General features: G+C 40.0%; 11 protein-coding genes. All 11 read left to right on the forward strand.

The window, feature by feature from the left end:
* The first annotated feature begins 58 nt into the window (after positions 1 to 58).
* The 11 genes from AC1RJ8_RS04555 (at position 59) to AC1RJ8_RS04605 (ending at position 19,287) form a co-directional block, all read left to right on the forward strand.
* Positions 59 to 1,594 carry a SulP family inorganic anion transporter gene (locus AC1RJ8_RS04555; RefSeq protein ID WP_492952717.1) on the forward strand — a complete coding sequence of 512 codons (1,536 nt, stop codon included), beginning with the start codon at positions 59 to 61 and terminating at the stop codon, positions 1,592 to 1,594.
* 540 nt (positions 1,595 to 2,134) lie between these two features.
* Positions 2,135 to 5,149, forward strand: a complete 3,015-nt coding sequence (locus AC1RJ8_RS04560) for a SusC/RagA family TonB-linked outer membrane protein (protein ID WP_492952718.1) — start codon at positions 2,135 to 2,137, stop codon at positions 5,147 to 5,149.
* Positions 5,150 to 5,183: 34 nt separating this feature from the next.
* Positions 5,184 to 6,698, forward strand: coding sequence for a RagB/SusD family nutrient uptake outer membrane protein (locus AC1RJ8_RS04565; protein WP_492952719.1), 1,515 nt, complete (start codon positions 5,184 to 5,186; stop codon positions 6,696 to 6,698).
* An 11-nt stretch (positions 6,699 to 6,709) separates the two neighbouring features.
* Positions 6,710 to 7,819, forward strand: a complete 1,110-nt coding sequence (locus AC1RJ8_RS04570; protein WP_492952720.1) for a fasciclin domain-containing protein — start codon at positions 6,710 to 6,712, stop codon at positions 7,817 to 7,819.
* Between the two features lie 37 nt (positions 7,820 to 7,856).
* Positions 7,857 to 8,945: a DUF5007 domain-containing protein gene (locus AC1RJ8_RS04575; RefSeq protein WP_492952721.1), complete on the forward strand. Its 1,089-nt coding sequence runs from the start codon at positions 7,857 to 7,859 to the stop codon at positions 8,943 to 8,945.
* Positions 8,946 to 8,966: 21 nt separating this feature from the next.
* Positions 8,967 to 12,116 (forward strand): SusC/RagA family TonB-linked outer membrane protein, encoded by a 3,150-nt coding sequence (locus tag AC1RJ8_RS04580; RefSeq protein ID WP_493008028.1) that lies wholly within the window; start codon positions 8,967 to 8,969, stop codon positions 12,114 to 12,116.
* Positions 12,117 to 12,127: 11 nt separating this feature from the next.
* Entirely contained in the window at positions 12,128 to 13,651 is a 1,524-nt protein-coding gene (locus AC1RJ8_RS04585) for a RagB/SusD family nutrient uptake outer membrane protein (RefSeq protein WP_492952723.1), read from the forward strand.
* Between the two features lie 24 nt (positions 13,652 to 13,675).
* Positions 13,676 to 14,425 (forward strand): hypothetical protein, encoded by a 750-nt coding sequence (locus AC1RJ8_RS04590; protein WP_492952724.1) that lies wholly within the window; start codon positions 13,676 to 13,678, stop codon positions 14,423 to 14,425.
* A 32-nt stretch (positions 14,426 to 14,457) separates the two neighbouring features.
* Entirely contained in the window at positions 14,458 to 16,077 is a 1,620-nt protein-coding gene (locus tag AC1RJ8_RS04595; RefSeq protein ID WP_492952725.1) for a DUF5008 domain-containing protein, read from the forward strand.
* A gap of 36 nt (positions 16,078 to 16,113) precedes the next feature.
* Positions 16,114 to 17,811 (forward strand): alkaline phosphatase family protein, encoded by a 1,698-nt coding sequence (locus AC1RJ8_RS04600; RefSeq protein ID WP_492952726.1) that lies wholly within the window; start codon positions 16,114 to 16,116, stop codon positions 17,809 to 17,811.
* 30 nt (positions 17,812 to 17,841) lie between these two features.
* Complete coding sequence (locus AC1RJ8_RS04605; protein ID WP_492952727.1) at positions 17,842 to 19,287, forward strand: PA14 domain-containing protein; 1,446 nt, start codon at positions 17,842 to 17,844, stop codon at positions 19,285 to 19,287.
* Positions 19,288 to 19,297 lie beyond the last annotated feature (10 nt).

Below are 19,297 nucleotides of genomic sequence, written 5' to 3' on the forward strand. Positions count from 1 at the left end.
ATTATAGAATTAATGTTCCAATAAAATTGGATATTTGCAATTGCAAATAATTTAACTGATGAAGCCCTACCTGCAACTTTTCGATTTTTCGAAGAAAATAAATTATAAAACTGAAATTCTTGCAGGCTTAACGGTGGCTATGACAATGATCCCCGAATCGTTATCATTTGCTATCCTGGCGGGTTTTCCTCCTTTAACAGGTTTATACGCTGCTTTTATTATGGGCTTGGTTACAGCTGTTTTAGGCGGCAGGCCAGGTTTGATTTCTGGTGGGGCAGGTGCAACAGTAATTGTGCTTATCGCCTTAATGAAAACCCAGGGTATAGAATATGTTTTTGCAGCAGTGGCTTTGGCAGGGGTAATTCAGATTATGGTGGGGCTGTTTAAGCTTGGAAAATTTGTCAGACTGGTTCCGCAGCCCGTAATGTTCGGCTTTGTTAACGGTTTGGCAGTTATTATTTTCATGTCGCAACTGGAACAGTTCAAAACCCTTGTTAACGGCAGAGTAGAATGGTTGAGCGGTACTCCTTTATATATCATGTTGGCTTTGGTATTACTCACTGTTGCAATAGTGATCATTCTCCCTAAAATAACCAAAGCCATTCCATCCTCACTGGTGGCTATTATTGTGGTTTTTCTTATCGTTTTATGTTTTGGAATTGATACCAAACTGGTTAAGGATATTGCTTCAGTAAATGGAGGTTTTCCTCCCTTTCATATTCCGGAAGTGCCGCTGAGTCTGGATATGCTGAAGATCATTTTTCCTTATTCACTCATTATGGCAGGTGTAGGCTTAACGGAGGGCCTGCTCACCTTAAACCTGGTTGATGAAATTACAGAAACCAAAGGGGATAGGAACAGGGAAAGTATTGCTCAGGGAATTGCCAATATTGCAAATGGCTTTTTTACGGGTATGGGCGGCTGCCCAATGATTGCCCAAACACTGGTTAACCTCTCGGCAGGTGCGAGGGCGAGGTTATCGGGCATTATTGCTGCCTTAACTATATTGCTTATTATCTTGATAGGCGCTCCGGTAATCGATCGTGTGCCCATGGCCGCCTTGGTTGGTGTAATGATGATGGTGGCCATTGGCACTTTTGAATGGATGAGCTTTAAAGTGATTAATAAAATGCCTACACAGGATATTATTATTGGGATTCTGGTGGCTGTGATTACAGTTTGGCTGCATAACCTTGCGCTTGCGGTATTAATAGGCGTAATTATTTCGGCACTTGTTTTCGCCTGGGAAAGTTCTAAACGGATACGTGCTACTAAACATATCGACGACAGTGGTGTAAAGACCTACGAAATATTCGGCCCCTTGTTTTTTGGATCAATTGCTAATTTTAATGAGCTTTTTGATGTAGCTCATGATCCTCAACATATTATAATTGATTTTAAGCATAGCCGTGTTTTTGATATGTCGGGTATTGATGCGCTGAATAAGCTAACCGAACGCTACCGGTTGGTTGATAAGAAACTCCAATTAAAGCACCTGAGCGACGACTGTAAACGCTTACTGAAAAATGCAGATCAGATAATAGAGGTAAACATTATAGAAGATCCAACCTATCGGGTGGCCACCGAAAAATAAATTAATTTTAACCTCCTGTTTTACGGTGTAAAATACCATGGTATCGAAGCTAATCTTATAAGGTATAATTGGGTAGTGGCTATTCCCATCCCTAAACAATTATTGCCGGTTTAATCTTTACTGCCTTATCTGCGTTTCGTGTTTTTACTAAAACGTTTAAGTTCTTTAGGAAAATAGCAACATAAAATTGTGCGATTTATTGTTATTGTTGGCGAAAAATTCCCTTATAGACTGTTTTATAGGATGTTAATTTTTTAAGGTATTCTGATAATATTTACTTTTTTACCTGTCTATTTGACAATTAAATTAATAGAATTAAATATTATTGTGATGTTTTATAAAAATTTCATAAAAATGACAATTTGTTATTAAAACGTTTTAGTATAGTATATATTTGAGTTAACCAAATGCTAAATTTTATGAGAACCCCTAACTATTACTACCGAAGTACCTGTCTCTTTAACCTGAGATATACTATGCCGTTTCCGAAAAAATAAGTTTTAGAAATCATTTTTTTACCAATTAAAAGATCCATTAACTATGCGATACTTATGGGCGTGCCTTGTCTTTTTTGCCGCGTTTACATTAAACGTTTTACCTGTTTTTTCGGCAGGCAAAAAAGTTCATAAAGGCCTAACAACCAATCTTTTTGTTCTGCAGGATACAACTAAAATTAAGTATGTATCGCCAAAAGACTCTTTAAGGAAAGACAGTTTAGAACAAATTAAACTCAAAACAATTTACCGTAAATTATCGGGAGGTGTACAGAAAGATGTTAAAGATCTTTCACTGTTTCCGGCCATTACCCTACAACAAGGCCTGAAAGGTAATTATGCGGGCTTATACGTACAAGAACCATCAGGCGAACCTGGTTCTATTCAGAACATGATCATCAGGGGTGCTGCTATGCCACTGCTTTCAAAGAAAGATGTATATGCCGTACAGCCATTGGTGGTATTGGATGGAATCCCCTTAATCGGAGAGCACCCTTTTGCCTTCGATATCCAACAGTACGATTTTAACAGAATTGGCCCAGCCACTAATCTCCTTGCCGGAATTGATCTCAATAACATTGCATCTGTAGAGGTATTGAGCGATTTGGCAGGATCATCCATCTATGGGCCCAGGGGAGTAAACGGTGTTATCGTGTTAACCTCAAAAGCGGCTTCGGGCAATTCGAGGAGTATTAGCTTTAATTCATATATCGGAATGGTGCAAAAACCAACGGTTAATACCATTAATGGTAAATATGAAAATGAATTCAGGCAAAGGTTCTATGATATTTATACAACCAATGGCAGGTATTCTGATGATGAAGAATATCCTGTTTATTTAAGCGACTCGCTTAATAATGTTTACAGCGGTAAATCGAACTGGACTGATCTGTACTATAAAAACGCACTGATATACGGCATAAATTTTGGCTTAACCGGAGGGTCGGACCGTGCGAATTTTAGATTTTCGTTAGGTAATGCTAAAAGCCAGAGTGTTGCCGATGGTACAGGCTTAGACCGTTACAGCGCCATGTTTAATATTAATATGCGCCCGGTTAAATGGCTGCTTTTCTCTGCCATGATTAATGGGAACAGGTTAAACCGCGACCGGAACAGAACACTTAGGGACCGGTTTGCACAGGTTAATTACTTTCCCGATCTGAGTGCCCCACCTGCACCCAATAAAGATTATTATGGCACTTATTTAAATGAATACAGCAAAGGTTTTGATGATAATAAAACCAACCTGATCCAGGGGTATGCCAAATTGGTGGCTACACTGGGCAAGGTTAAATTATCATCGGCTTTTAATGTAGATTATAATGAAGGTTACCGGGATATATTTTATGCCAGAACCTTGTTGCAGGGCAATAGCTATGCATCAAACTATTATGGTTTTAACCAACGGTTAATGATGGATAATAAAGCAGCTTACGATTTCAAGCTGCATACCGCACATGATTTTCATGTGGAGTTAGGCCAATCGATGATGTGGGATATTTATAAGTATAACTATGCTTATGCTTATAAAGGCGCCAATGATTATATCAAAATTAATTTATTGGATTCTGATCCAAAATTACCAAATGGGGCTGATAATCCTAATTACCTGGTACCAAGAGCATTTCCAAGAGAACTTACTTATCGCTTTTTAGATAAAACGGAAGACAACCTGTTATCCTTTTATGGTAAAGTAAACTACTCGTATAATGATAAGTATTTCCTATCCGGAACATTACGTTTAGATGGATCATCTAATGCACAGCCAACCAAACGCTGGTTTTATTCTCCTGTAATTTCAGGTGCATGGAATGTTAAAAACGAATTACTAAAAGATACCAGATTAGTTGATGATTTAGTTTTAAGGGCAAGTGTTGGCCGTTTAGGCAGAACATTTACCTATGATAATTACGCCCAGGGGCCACAGTATACTGCATCAGTTGGTTATACCGGCAATTTAACCGTGCCAGGATACAATGCTTTCGGTGTGTTAACCAGGCCCTATTCGTTTGGCTGGGTGGGTTATGGCGTGCCATGGGCCTATTCAGATCAGTTAAATATCGGAGCTGATGTGGCCATGTTGAAAAACCGGCTGCATGTTTCGGTCGATTTTTACACCAAGGCTGATAAAAACCAGTTGATCGGCATTCCATCGTACGCAGAATATGGTTACAAACAATCAATAGAAAGCGGAATGGATGTGAGCAATACCGGTGTCGATTTATCTATCCACGCATTGGTAATGGCTAAAAATAAATTCTCGTGGAATTCTTCATTAAATTTTAACCACAATAGCAACACCTTAAAAGCATTGCCAAGAGGCTTAAATGAAATTATAATCGGAAACAGGTTATTAAGAGTGGGCGAACCGGTAGATCAATATTGGTTATTGGAAAATGAAGGTATCTACACTTCAACTGCACAGGTTCCTGTAGTAAATGGTCAGCCGTTAAAGTATAACGGACAGGCATTAAAGGCTGGAGATCCGAGATGGAAAGACCAAAATGGTGATCATGTAATCGACGAAAAAGACAAAGTATTAAAAGGGCACTCATTGCCAACACTTTCTGGTGGTTTTGATAACGCTTTTACTTATGGCAACTGGAGTTTGAGCACCAATTTATATTTCAATTTGGGCAGAAAGCTGATTAATCAGGAAATGGCCAGCCGCTTCGATTTTGTAAACCGCGAAGGTAATACCGATGTAAGCTCGGTGAAAGAAATTACTTTTTGGGAGAAACGTGGCGATTATAGCAAATATCCGCTATACAATCCGTGGAGCACCGTTATTCCTTATCGTGTAGATCAGGATCTTTTCTTAGAAAACGCCTCGTTCTTAAAATTGAGATCGGTATCGGTAGGTTATGAATTGGGCAACCTATTGAAAAAGAGAAATATAAAGGTCAATAAATTCTTCGTTTACGGCGCCGTAAGCAATGTATTTGTCATCACCCCTTACACCGGGCAAGATCCGGAACTGGTAAGCTATGATGGCGTAGATACCGGCTACGGACAACCGATACCAAGAACATACACTTTAGGCGTTAAAATGGAATTATAATATGGAAATAGCTACTAAAAATACATCAATTACGATGAAAAATATATTATACGCATTTCTCCTTGCTGTGGTGGCTTTAACCAGCTGCAATAAAGCATTGGAAACCGACTCGAGCAGGGTGGTGGGCGAAAAAAATATGTGGAATACGGTAGAGGATGCCCGTGCCGGAATTCTGGGGGTTTATGCCTTAACCAGAGCTGCACTTTCTGATAACAACAGCCACTGGATTTATGGGGATGTAAGACCAGGCGAGTTTACAAGCCCGAAAAGACAGGATTTAAAAGCGGTTATCAGCAACAATTTAAATGCATCTTATCCTGTGGTAGAGTCACTTTCTGATTGGACCAGGTTTTATGCCATTGTTAATGGTGCTAATGTTTTTCTGGAAAATATTGCACACGTTAAAGCAACCGATAAACGCTACTCAGATAATAACATGACGGTAGATATTGCGCAGGCCAGGTTTTTAAGGGCTTTTGCTTATTTCTACATGGTGCGCATCTGGGGTGATGTTCCTTTTATTATCTCGTCAAATGAAGGTGCTTTCGAAAATAAAGCCAGAGAAAAACAAGCTAAGGTTTTAGCCTGGGTAGAATCGGAAATATTAAGGGCCGCGGCCGATCTGCCATATATTTATAGTGGAAACGATATTCAGCAGCCGGGCGATTATTATAACGAAGGCGGAGGAAGATGGGGAGGTGCTTTAGCGACTAAAGTTACGGCTTACGCAGTGCTTTCGCACGTTGCGGCCTGGAATGCAGATTATGCCAGTGTTGCCAAATACAGCAAATTTGTTGAAGATAATTATGGCAGAAGCGGAGGTGGTTATACCTCAACAACTGATTTAAGCAATTCAAACGGGTTTTTCTACAATAAAAATAACCGACAAATGTTTGGCTTTAATTCAGATTATGGTCACATTGACGGTTCATCAACCGGGCATATTGAAGAATTAACCCTTGCAGAGCCCATTATTACCAAGTCTGTTCCTGATATCTATCTGCCAAAAGATTCGATCTTAAAATATTTCAATTTAGCGAAAGATGAAAGATTCTCAATCGATACGTTGGGGCAATCGAAATTCGACAGGTATTTCACCAATTTAAATGGTAAATATCCAATATTCAGTAAAATAAAGGTTATTCAGGGCGGCGGTACTGATCCAAACTTCCGGTATTTTACCAGTGCATTAATCTTTACCCGCTTAGAAGATATTGTCCTGTTAAGGGCCGAAGCACTATCTGTTTTAGGCGATCAACAGGGGGCTATAAACGAATTGTCTCAGGTAATGAGCAGGAGGGTTACGCAAGGTACAACCCTTGCTTTTAATCTGGCTACCGATGATATCATCAAAATCATTTTCGAAGAAAGACACCGCGAATTATTGGGAGAAGGGCATAGGTGGTACGATTTAATCAGATACAATAAAATTAAGCAGAACGATGCCAAATTTATGACCCTCATCAATTCGGGTGGGATCTACTGGCCGATATCGCGCAGGTTGATCGCTCAAAATAGTTTATTAACTCAGAATCCTTACTGGCGCTAAATAATATTGATATGAAAAATTTTATAAAATATATGGGTGTGCTAACAATGCTCTTGTTATTCACCGTCATTTATTCGGCTTGTAAAAAAAATGGGGGCTACTACGATGTAGAAGATAGTGCAGTACCATATAACGGAAACATATACGAATATTTAAAAAGTAAGCCAGGGGTATACGACTCGTTAATTGTAGCGGTTGATAGAATGGGCTTGAAGAAAACCCTTACCGATAGTAATGTAACGCTTTTTGCGGTTACCAACCCAAGTTTTCAGCTGGCATTAAGAAATTTAAATACCTTAAGAAAACAGTCAGATAAAGACCCGCTGTTTTTATCAAACATTGATGGAATACAGTTAGATACGATGGTTTCTTACTATATCATCAGGGGTGTAAAACCATCTGATTCTTTAAAGTTGCAGGATGGACTTAATTTAACCAGTGTTAAAGTAGGTTATCCCATGCATGCCAAATCGGTGCGGGGTTCTGCCTCGGGAGAGGTGGGTGCCGGTCCGGAAGTGATTCAGTTTAGCAATACCAAAAAGAGCAAATTCATCAGAAACTGGTCTACAAGTACAACTGCTTCAAACAACATCAAAACCAAAAATGGCATTGTGCATGTAATCAGTCCCGATCATATTTTCGGTTTCGATGGCTTTGTTACCCGCTTAACTTTTATTCCCCCTCCGCCAAACTTAATGGTTACCGTGGGTGGAACCTTCTCTGCTAACCGCGAAAACGGCGGTGGGCCAACCAGTGGAGAAAACTCTAAAAAAGTGATCGATGGGGATGATCATACCAAGTTTTTATGCGATCTGCAAGGGTTTTTAACCATGCAGTTTAAACTTAAAACGCCAGAGGTATCTTCTGTTTATACTTTAATATCGGCAAATGATGCGGTAGAAAGAGATCCGAAAGCCTGGACTTACGAAGGCTCGCAGGATGGTGTTAACTGGACCGAGTTGCACCGGGTAACTAATTTCTTTTTTGAAGAAAGGTATCAGCAAAAAGTTTTTAGATGTACCAATACTACGGCATACCTCTATTACCGCATAAATATTACCGAGCTCAGAAGCGGGGGTACTTTCCAGCTTGCAGAATGGACTATAAACAAATCGAAATAGCGTGATGGGACATAGAAAAAATAAACTAACGAAACTTATGAAGTCAATCGTAAAAATAGAAATGGTTGTGGTTTTGTTTGCATTAATCGCTTTTAGCGGATGCAAAAAACTGTACGACCTGCCTGAAGAAAAAGATTACCTGAGTAACAATGTAAACTTTAGCAATAAAGTATTAGAGCCGATTATTGGCAGAACTAACCTAATGGGCGGTTTTAACGGTGATAATTCTACGCAACCCATCACCTTCGAAATTGTGAATGCGCGTTTTGGGGATGGTAAACCGGTTACCGATATTTTCCAGAAAGTGCCTACTTACGTATTTACTGCTCCTTATACAGGCTTAGAAAAAAGCCTGGCAGAAATAGAGGCTAAAAGAAAGATAGAAGTACACGCTTTGTTTGAGGTACGTTCGTCGGGAGAGTTTATCCTTTGGGGCTCATCTACCAATCAGTTAATCAAACCAAGACCAGTTGATAGTACAAACTTCTCTCAGGATACCCGCTTTTTTGATGTAAAGATTAAAAACACCGGTGGAGAACGTTTAATCAGAGATTTACAGATCAGACCTTTCAGAGAAAGACCTTACGAGCCTTCTAATGATTTTAATGCCTACACAGGTTTGCCTGCTCCCGATCCTAAATTTCCTCTGGATAAAAAGTTGAGAGATTATATCCGCCCATATTTAAATAATGTGGTTGGTGCCACAACCAACAAAAATCTGGTCAGTAATAACGATCAGAAAGATGTAGTGGTATACATCCGTCGGTTTACAGGCGGGAATGGTCACTCGCTCCGCATTAAAGCCTTAAATAAGGATTCGGTTGAAATTAATCCGGCTGCCTTTAACGAAACCGTTTGGGACAAAATGATCCATGGTTTTAACATGCAGAAAACGGATAAATACGTTCAGTACGATGTAGCTTATCCAATTCCATTGGTAGAAATCCCAACATTTTACGCACCGGGAGGTTCGAGAGCGAAAGCACAGTTGAGTTACTCCAGGGGGGCTTTTGGTGGTGGCCGTATCATTGCCAATTTCGGGGTCGATTTTGCCATTTACCAGGCTGGAGATTGGGAAATTGTATTTCACTTCAAAACAGATAATCCAAAGTTTATCAGCGAATAAGCAATATTTAAAGCTAATATGATGAAAAGAAATATACTTTTTTATACATTACTTGTGGTGTGTATAATGCTTGGCACCAGTGCTTTTTCGCAGGAGAAATTTAACCTTGTGAATGGTACCGTTGTTGATAAAGAAACAAAACAAGGCGTTCCGGGTGTATCTATTATTTTAGAAAGCACCAATAAAGGACTAACGCAAACCAACGGCAGCGGAAAATTTTCGGTTAACGTGCCCGAGGGTTCTACTTTAATATTCAAGTTTATTGGTTACAACACACAGCGTGTAAAAATTACCAATCAGAATAATATTACCGTAACTATTTCTGAAGACCGAAAAGAGCTGGATCAGATTGTTATTGTAGCCTACCAGAAAAGGTCTAAACAAACCACTACAGGATCTTCGGTTTTAATTCAGGCCAAAGAGGTTCAGGATATACCGGTTTCTAACGTAGAGCAACTTTTGCAAGGTAAAGTACCGGGATTAAACATCCAGAACAATACCGGTGCACCGGGTTTCAGGGGTTCGGTACAGGTTCGTGGATTATCCAGTTTAAGTATCTCAGGTAGTGGTAACGAATCATTTTTGCAGCCAACTTCACCGCTGTATATTATTGATGGTGTTCCGTTAGATGCAGATAAAGCTGCAGAGTTTGGTTTCCAGAGCCAGGGACCAGGTGTGAGTCCGCTTTCATTAATCCCTCAGGAGGATATCGAAGACATCCAGATTTTAAAGGATGCGCAGGCAACTTCTATGTATGGCTCGAGGGGGGCATACGGAGTAATTATCATCACCACCAAAAGGGGTAACTCTAAAGTGCCAAGGATTAGATATGTATCCAATTTCTTTGTTAAAACCCCGCCAAAACTTCGCGAAACTTTGGGTGGTAATTCGGAAAGATCTTTAAAAATCCAGCAGATTATTTTAAATGCTTCAAATGTTGATGATATCAGGAGAATTTCGAATACTTCGTTCCTGGCTGATAGTTTAAATGCCTACTGGAACAATTCTACCGATTGGCAGGATGTATTTTTTCAAAATACCTACAACCAGAGTCATAACCTGGCTTTAGATGGCGGTGATCCTCGATTTAACTATAAGGCCAACTTAGGTTATTATACGGAAAAAGGGGTAATCAAAAACACAGGTTATAACCGTTACAACCTCAATATGAATATGGAGTTTAAACCAAACGATAAATTTAGATTTTTTGGTTTTATTAACGGCTCGGTAGGAAAGCAGAATAAAGGAAACGGTGTAGGTTTATTACAATCGGGGGTAGCTTCAAACGGTCAGGTATCTACCTTATTGCCGCCACCATCTTTCTATCAGGCATCGGGAGGGGTTTTATCGGCATTGCAAACATTAAACGATAACAATTCCAGAAACTTAAGAACTAACGTAGAAGCACGTTATGAGTTTATTCCTGGTTTAGCTGTATCTTCTACTTTAAGTTACGATTATACTTCCGATACCGAATCTACCTTTACGCCAGCAGCGGCAAACGGGCAGTTTGCAAAAGTATACGATTATGTAGGCAGAAATTTCCAGTTGTACAATAGAAATGGGATTACCTACGCCAAAACCTTTGGCGAAAAACACAGCCTTTTTGTAAACACCTTTAACGAGATTTACAAACAGGGTGCCCAGGCTGGTATTACCCGACAGGAAAGAACACCTAACGATCAGTTACAGGGGCCATTAGGCTACGATGCCTACTACTCGCGTGGTGGAGGGGTATTGTCTAACTATAAAAATGCAACCATTGCATCATTTGCAGGTTCGGTATCATACGATTATGATAAAAAATATGTAGCCGAATTTTCTTACCGTTTGGATGGTACCTCATCCAGCGGATTGGAAAATCCATATTCTAAAAACCCTTCCATTGGTTTAAGATGGAACTTTAACAAAGAGAACTGGCTGGCCGATATGAAATGGCTATCGTACGGTAGTTTGAGGTTAACCTGGGGACAGAATATTGTGCCAACGGGTAATCTCCAAAGTATTTATGGTATATATAACCTGAACAATAACTTTAACAACAACCCAACCATCGGAATCGATTATGATATTATTCCAAACCCTAACTTAAAACCAACCACTACAAGCCAGTATAATTTGGGCTTCGATCTGGGCTTATTTAACGATAAAATCTCAGTAAACTTCGATACTTATTTTAAAAAGGTAGATAACTTGCTGTTTGATAGGTTTTTATCTAATACCACCGGATTTAATAAGCTGGCGAGTAACGATTTAGGTATTGCCAATTATGGATCGGAGATCATGATTACCGTAAGACCGGTAGCGAGCAAAGATTTTGATGTTTCGGTTTCGGTAAATGGTGCACTTAACCGTGATGTGCTGTTAAAACTTCCAGCAGAGTATAATGGCCAGTTTATCAAATTTGATGGTTCTGGTTACCTGCAGCACAACGTTTACCGCGTAGGTAGAAACACACTGTCTAATTACCTCAGGATCAATCAGGGCGTTTATCAAACCGATGCCGATGTGCCAACTGACCCTGTAACGGGTAAAAGATATCAATCTAACGGGCAGTTTTTCTTAGGTGGCGATCCGATTATGAAAGATGTAAACGGAGATTATATTTTAGATGGTCGTGATTATGAAGTTACCGGTAATTCGCAGCCTTTAATGACGGGGGGGCTTTCTACCAACATCAGGTATAAAAAATGGGGCTTAAATGTTTATGCTACTTACACCGCCGACAGAACCATTTTAAATAATGCCCTGGCCGATAGGATAGCCATTATGCGCGATCCCTATTCACTAAAATCGGTAGTGCCTTTAAACGATCTTAATATCTGGACCAAACCTGGTGACATTGCAAAATACCCTTATCCGTATGATTATAAAAGGTTTGATCAGATTCAGCCGCTAAGGGCAGATCAAACACTTTGGCAGGAAAGCGGAACCTATTTAAAAATAAGTAATGTTACCCTTTCTTACATGTTCGATAAAAAGTTTATCGCACGTTTCGGAATGAGCAGTTTAAGAGTATATGCCTCTACAGATAACCTGATTACTTTTTCTAAGTACACCGGGCCAAATCCTGAAAACGTAACCACACTGGGTCGCGATATTTCTACAGGATATCCGGTTCCGCGTACTTATAATATTGGTGTACAGTTAGAACTTAATACAGGCAATTAATAGATATTATTATGAAAAAGTTTATCATTTATTCTTTGATTTTAGCAGCGTCGTTTTCATTGCCTGCTTGTAAAAAGTTTCTGGATATCCAACCTTTAGACAAGTTATCAGGAAATAACTTCTTTCAATCTAAAGAAGATGTTGAAGCCAATATTTACGATTTATCGCGTATTGTTTTCGGTAAGTTTAACGAAACCCATTTTATAGGCGCTACAGGCGAGTACCGCTCTGGCGAAGTATTATACGAAAGCCAGTCTGATTTAGCGCCGGCCCGCGAGTTTGTTGAGATTTTAGGTAAAAACAACCTGTTGGGTTTATTATCAGGTGGCCGTCCTTGGGACTTTTACAACTTCAACAGAATTACCGATTGGACCGATTATTACCGTGCTATTCAAGGTGCCAACATTTTAATGGCGAAGCTGGACGAAGGTGTACCCGGACTTACCGATGTGCAGAAAAACCAGTATAAAGCCGAAGCTGCATTTATCCGTGCGTTAAGCTATTTTATCATGGTCAGGTTATATGGCGATGTAGTGTATTATACCGATGCTTTCCACTCTACAGCTTTGCCACGCGAAAACTTTGTTTCCGTATTAAACAAATGTATAGCTGATCTTAAGACCTATAAAAATCAGATCCCGTGGACTTATACCGATCCATCTTTAAAAGGAGTTAGGGCCAGCCGTGGAAGCATTATTGCCTTAATTATGGAAATGAACATGTGGAATGCCGGTTTTGATGCAAACAATTCGAAGAAATACTATCAGGAAACTGCCGATTTAGGGCGCGAAATGATTGCCAGCGGTGCATACAGGTTATTACCGATTACAGAATGGGCTACCGTAATTAAAGGAAGATCAGACGAGAGTTTATTCGAGTTTTACCGCAGTATAAATTACGGCGATCAAAATACCAATACCGCACCTGTGGCCGATATGTTTTTGCATTATCCATACAAAAGGCCAGAATATACCCACCGTGTAAGTTTTGCTTATTTCAGGGGTGAGTACATGCAGAAACTTTTTCAGGATGGTAGCGATAAGCGAATTACCAGCTGGTTTAACGAAGATATTTTTGCCGATAACGGAAAATTTATGATGATAAAATTTGCGCAGAATTCTTTCTCTACCGGCGAAGAGGATGCCAACCCTGATAATACGTTTATGATTTTTAGGTATGGCGGAGAAATTTTACTCGCTGCAGAAGCACTTGCCGATTTAGGAGAAGATACCGAGGCCATTAAGCTGGTCAATATGGTAAGAGATAGGGCACAGGCGTCAAAATATGCCGGTGGCGGAGGCTCTACCCTGAAGGATTTTATTTTTTACGAAAGATCTAGGGAATTAATAGGCGAAGGACACCACTATTTCGATTTGGTGCGTACCAAGCGGATTTTAAGCAGCCAGTGGTCGTACAATGTACTTACCTCAGATAAATTTAGCCGTGGCGCATGGACCTGGCCAATAAGCGGGAATGCCTTAAATAACAATCCGTTTATGCGGTTAAACGATTATTGGGTTAATGGTGGTAATTAATTTTAAATAGAAATTATACAAGATATGAAAAAGCTAATTATTGCATGTGTGGCACTTTTACTTGTTTTAAATGCCTGTAAGCGTGATGAGTATTATATAGACGGAGGTAAGGCGAAGGCAGAGTTTGATGGGAATATGATGCAATACCTACAGGCCAAAAAAGTTCCATTTGATACCGTTGCCCAAATTGTAAAACTGGCCGGTATGGAGCAACAGTTCAGTTCTGAGAATTTCACCTTTTTTGCTTTTGATGATGATGTGGTGCGGAAAACGATCGGCAATATTCACACCAACGAAAGAGATAGAAACCCAAAGTTCGAATCCTTAAATCAATTACTTTATGAATCAGGGAGAGATACCGTAAAAACCCTCGATCAGATCAGTCCGGCCATTTGGCGGAAATACCTGCAACGTTATATGTTTAAAGGTGTAAACATGTTAAAAGATTATCCCCAGATCGATCTTAACCTCAGAAGCATTTATCCTGGTGCTCTACATTACGATTACAACAATGATGTAGCCAATATTGGGGTAGTTTTTTATGATGCCAACGGAATTAAATACATCGGTTACAGGCAGCTTGTGCTCTCTTATATTCCCGATGTATCAAAACCGAACGATAACTGGTACCCAAGTTATGTCGCATCATCCGATATTAAACCAACCAACGGAATGGTGCACTCGTTACGATACCAGGGCGCATACCTGGGGTTCAATTTATATGAGTTTTTTAATGATGTATATAACACTGGTTTAACACCAAGTAATAAATAATTAGCCTGTTATAATTTTAAAAGAATAGAATCATGAAAAAAATAAAATACATGCTAATCGTATTTTTTCTATGCTCCTTAGTGATACAGGGATGTAAGAAAGAAGAAGAATTAGGCGAAGACCCATATGCAGATGGTAAGGCACCACTGGGCATAATCATTAGCCAAACTTTATTGCCTGTTCCATCAGAAGGGATTGTAGGTACTACCGTTACCATACAGGTCAAAGGCTTAATGCCCTTTAAAGATAAGTTAACCTTTATGTTTAACGGCGAAAAAGCAGAAGTGCTTAGTGTTACCGAATCTACTATTGTAGTTAAGGTGCCCGAAGCCGGAAGTACAGGAATCACCTCGATTGCTATTGGCGATCAGCTGATTTTAGGCCCGCAGTTTAGTGTAACAGGCCTGATCAAAAACGATATCACTTTTAAGGCAACGGCAGGAACAAACGGCTATGTAAACCAGTTTTACGAAATGCTTGATGGAAGGGCGCTTGTACTTGGCAGCTTTAATAATTACAATAATAATGGATTCATCACACCGAATAATAGAATTGTAAGAACTTCTTTAGATGGCGATTACGACCGTACTTTTAGAACAGGTAGGGGCGCTAATGGCACACTATCGAGGGTAATTGAAATTGGCGGGCGTTTTATCATCGCCGGTGGATTTAGCGGCTATAACCAGCGTACAGAAAACATTAGTAACATTACCAGTTTATATCCTAATGGTGCTATCGATACCATTAAAATCCAAACCAAGCGCAAACCAACCTTAACCGATACGGTTACCCAAAAATGGTTTCCTAAATTTAATGGCGGTACCAACGAATACATTAACCGCATTTACCCACATCAGGGCAAAATTTTAGCAACAGGTAATTTTAGGTATTACGTAAAAAGAACTTACGATAAAGACAATTATGATTTTTCAAGAGATACCGTAATTCTGGATAGTACCGAAATCCGCCAGATTTTAAGGTTCAATTTAGATGGTTCTTTAGATAAAACCTATCGTTTTAATACTGCAACCAATAAAGGTAATGTAAGTGCAAATGGCCCTATTGATACCTATATGCATACCGATGCAGCCAATCTCGAAAAATTAATGGTATTTGGAAACTTCAACACTTTCGATGATCAGCCTGCTGTACGCATTTTAAGGTTAAATGCCAATGGCACTAAAGATCCGAGCTTTAACCCGGGCAGCGGTGTAGATAACGGAATAACATCACTTACCTATAATACCACTACCAGGAAATACCTGATTACAGGAGCATTTACAAAATACAATGGGAAACCTGTAAACGGCATGGCACTAATTAACGAAGATGGCAGCCTGGATGAGTCTTTCACTGCTAAATTCTTTGAAGGCGGTTACCCTTATTTTGCCCGCCAGATTTCGAATGGATTGATTGTAGTAAGCGGTGGTTTTAAAAAGTACAACAACGTTACCAGAAATGGTTTTATGGTGCTTACCCCGGCAGGACTGCTAGCGCCTGGCTATAATGCAACCGGACCATTTTCGGGCGGCCTTTCTGATGTGATTGAAACAAAATCTGCAGACGGCAAAAAAGCACTTTTATTAATCGGAGGTTTCAACCGCTTTGATAACCAGCCTTTCTACAACATCGTTAGGGTAACTATTGAATAATAACCAGAAGCCAATTAAATATAAATTAAGATGAGCATGACGAAAAAATATAAATTACTGCTTGGTTTAATGGCCATCGTAGTTACAACAGCCATATTTTCCTGCAATAAAGATTTCGATAGAAAACTTACAGATAAAGACGGTACCGATACCACAAAAGTAAGATACGGAAGCCGTAAAATTTTATACCTGGTAGTTGATGGTGCAAGAGGGCAATCGGTAGCAGCAGCCAATATTCCAAATATTACGGCGCTTTTACCACATTCAGTTTACAGTTGGGTGGGCTTAAATGAACCAGAAGCTACACAGAATGCCAGTAATTGGGCAAGCATGTTAACCGGTGTGAAAAAAGCGAAACACCTGGTAAATGATGATAACCTAACCAATAACAATCTGCAGAATTACCCTGTAATTTTTAAAAGGATTAAAGAGAGCAGGCCACAGACCAAAATTGTGGCACATACCTCTTCTACAGTTTTTAAATCGCTAACAACAGGTGCAGATATCAGCACTTTGGCCACCAGCGATGACCAGGTTAAAGCTTCGGTAATTAACGATTTAAATACCGATACCGCCTCAGTAATTTTAGGCCACTTTACTGATGTAGATAAAGCCGGTGCACAATATGGTTACGATAATTCATTCCCGAACTATAAATCGGCAATAGAAAAATTCGATACCGGAGTGGGAGAGATGATGGCTGCATTAAAGAAACGCCCTAATTATATTAACGAGGATTGGCTGGTTATTATCGCTTCGAGCGATGGTGGTGCATTTACCCTCCCGCCTAATACCGACGATCAAACCATTTTTAGTAAACCGGCAAACAATGCTTTTGTTATTTACTATAGTGCTGCTTATAACAAACGGATCCTGGTAAAGCCATTTACAGGTAACAGGTACCTGGGCAAAACTGTTAAAATGACCGGTACCCAAATTAGGGCTGAAGTGGCTGGCGAAGATGCAGGTGTTTACAATATAGACGATACCACCAAGATGACCATCGAGCTTAAAGTTAAAAAGAACAGAGAGCAGATCTCATACCCTAGTATTTTAGGTAAAAGAAACGAATGGTCTGGTGGTCACCCTAGCGTGGGTTGGGTTATTTATTTAGAAGACCGTTACTGGTATTTCGAATGGAGAGGTACAAAAGATGGCGATTACCGTCAATGCAGGGGCGCCGATATTGTTCAGGGCAGATGGGAAAACCTGTCGGTTAAATTAGAACAGCGCGGTAACCAAAGGTTTATCAGAACTTATACCAACGGGACATTTAACAACGAGTTAGAAATTACCGGATCTGGTTCCTTAGCCAATTCGAATGCATTGAAACTGGGTTATTTAAATGGTCAGGGGCACGGAGAGCCAGATTATTATGTAACCGATATCCGTTTCTTTAAACTAGCTGTTCCAGATGGGGTAATTGGACAATACTCTTGCGAAACATCCATCGATCAGAGCCACCCTTCTTACAACTTCTTGGTAGGGTACTGGCCAGCAACCGACGGCAATGGCGATAAGATGATTGATCTTTCCTCACAGGCCCGCGATTTTAAATTGCAGGGACCATATGTTTGGGAAAATTTCAACGATTTAATCTGTCCGCCTTCAACCAGTTCCTTAGCGCTCCTGGTTCCGCAAACAACTGATATACCGGCGCAAATGGTGAACTGGTTAAAAATTGCCAATAACCAGCAATGGGCGCTTGATGGCAGGGTTTGGTTAGACCAATAAACAGGAATATTGATAATTTAAATATCGAAAATGAAAAAAATTATATATACAGTATTAATGGGCTTAACGATCATGATTGTTGCCTATTCTTGTAAAGAATCTCAAATAGACGATTTGGATCTACCACCTGCGGCAAGCAGAAGTATTACTGGCGAAGGCATTGTTGTGGGCAATGTATCAATAGATAATCAGTTTGTTAAAGTTCCGTTCAAAATTTCACTCTCGGGAGCAGCCGAAGAAGCTTTTCAGGTAGGATTAACCCTAAATAACGATACCGTAACGCAATTGATTAATAATGGGGGTTTAACCAATGCTGTACTCATGCCCTCAGCTGCTGTAGAGTATCCTAACGTAATTAATGTTGCTTATGGAACAGACAATGCAGAAGGAATAGCCATCGTTCGCCGGTCGGTATTGGAACGTTATTTTGGTAAAAAGGTGGTTTTTGCCTTAAAACTTTCAGCGCCTGGTAAAGGCAATAAAATTGCCAATGGCAAATCAAATATCCTGGTGATCATCAATACCGAAGAATTGTTAAAATCTACCGACATCCATTTTTTAAGTTTTCAGGGCGGAGGGATTTATAACGTAACTCAGGGACCTAACTATCAGGTAGGACCTGGAGGTGTTATTATTCCCCTCATTATCAGTCTGGATAATGCACCTTCAACAGCTTTTAATGTAAAAATTAGAGACAAAGTAGATACTATTGCCACGCTGGTATCAAGCGGGGTATTGCCGGCAAATGCGATTCACCTGGCGGCTAAAGATTTTACCATCGATACCTTGGTGAGATTTAATACAGGCGCAACAAGTGCTGTAGTGAGGTTATCTATTCCATGGCCTGTGTTCGATGCTAATATTGTGGCCAATAAGAAATTCGCCTTTGCCTTAAGCCTGAGCGATAATACCAATCATGTTATCCATCCTACAAAAGGAAAAGTAATTGTGGTGGTTGATCCAAGTGTAAACCTGGATAACAATTCGCCGATTATTGGAAATGGTACAGGTTTGATTGCCAAATATTATACCAATACACAATTGGCGCCAGACGACGGCCGTGAGCCTTTTGCCACGCGGGTAGATGGCACAATCGAATTCTCGGGCGATGGCTGGCCGGATAATGTAAAAAATACTGCTGGTACTTCTTTGAGCAGGGATAATTTCGCTACCAAATGGGTGGGCGAGTTCCTGGCACCAGTAAGAGGCGACTATATTTTTTATCAAACGCGTTGGGATGATGGATCTAGACTTTTTATCAACGGAAAAGCCATTATCGACGATTATACCACACAATGGGACAAACCAGAACGAAAAGCAACCATCCGTTTAGAACGTGGTATCAGATATAAAATTGAAGCACATCACCGCGAAAATGTTGGCGGACAACAGGCATATCTCGAATATGAAGTTCCATCGGCAGGTATAACAGGTAAACGTGCAGTACCAAGAACACAATTATTTCCAACTCCTTAAACTTGAATAG

Source organism: Pedobacter sp. GW822-FHT03F06 (assembly GCF_058801365.1).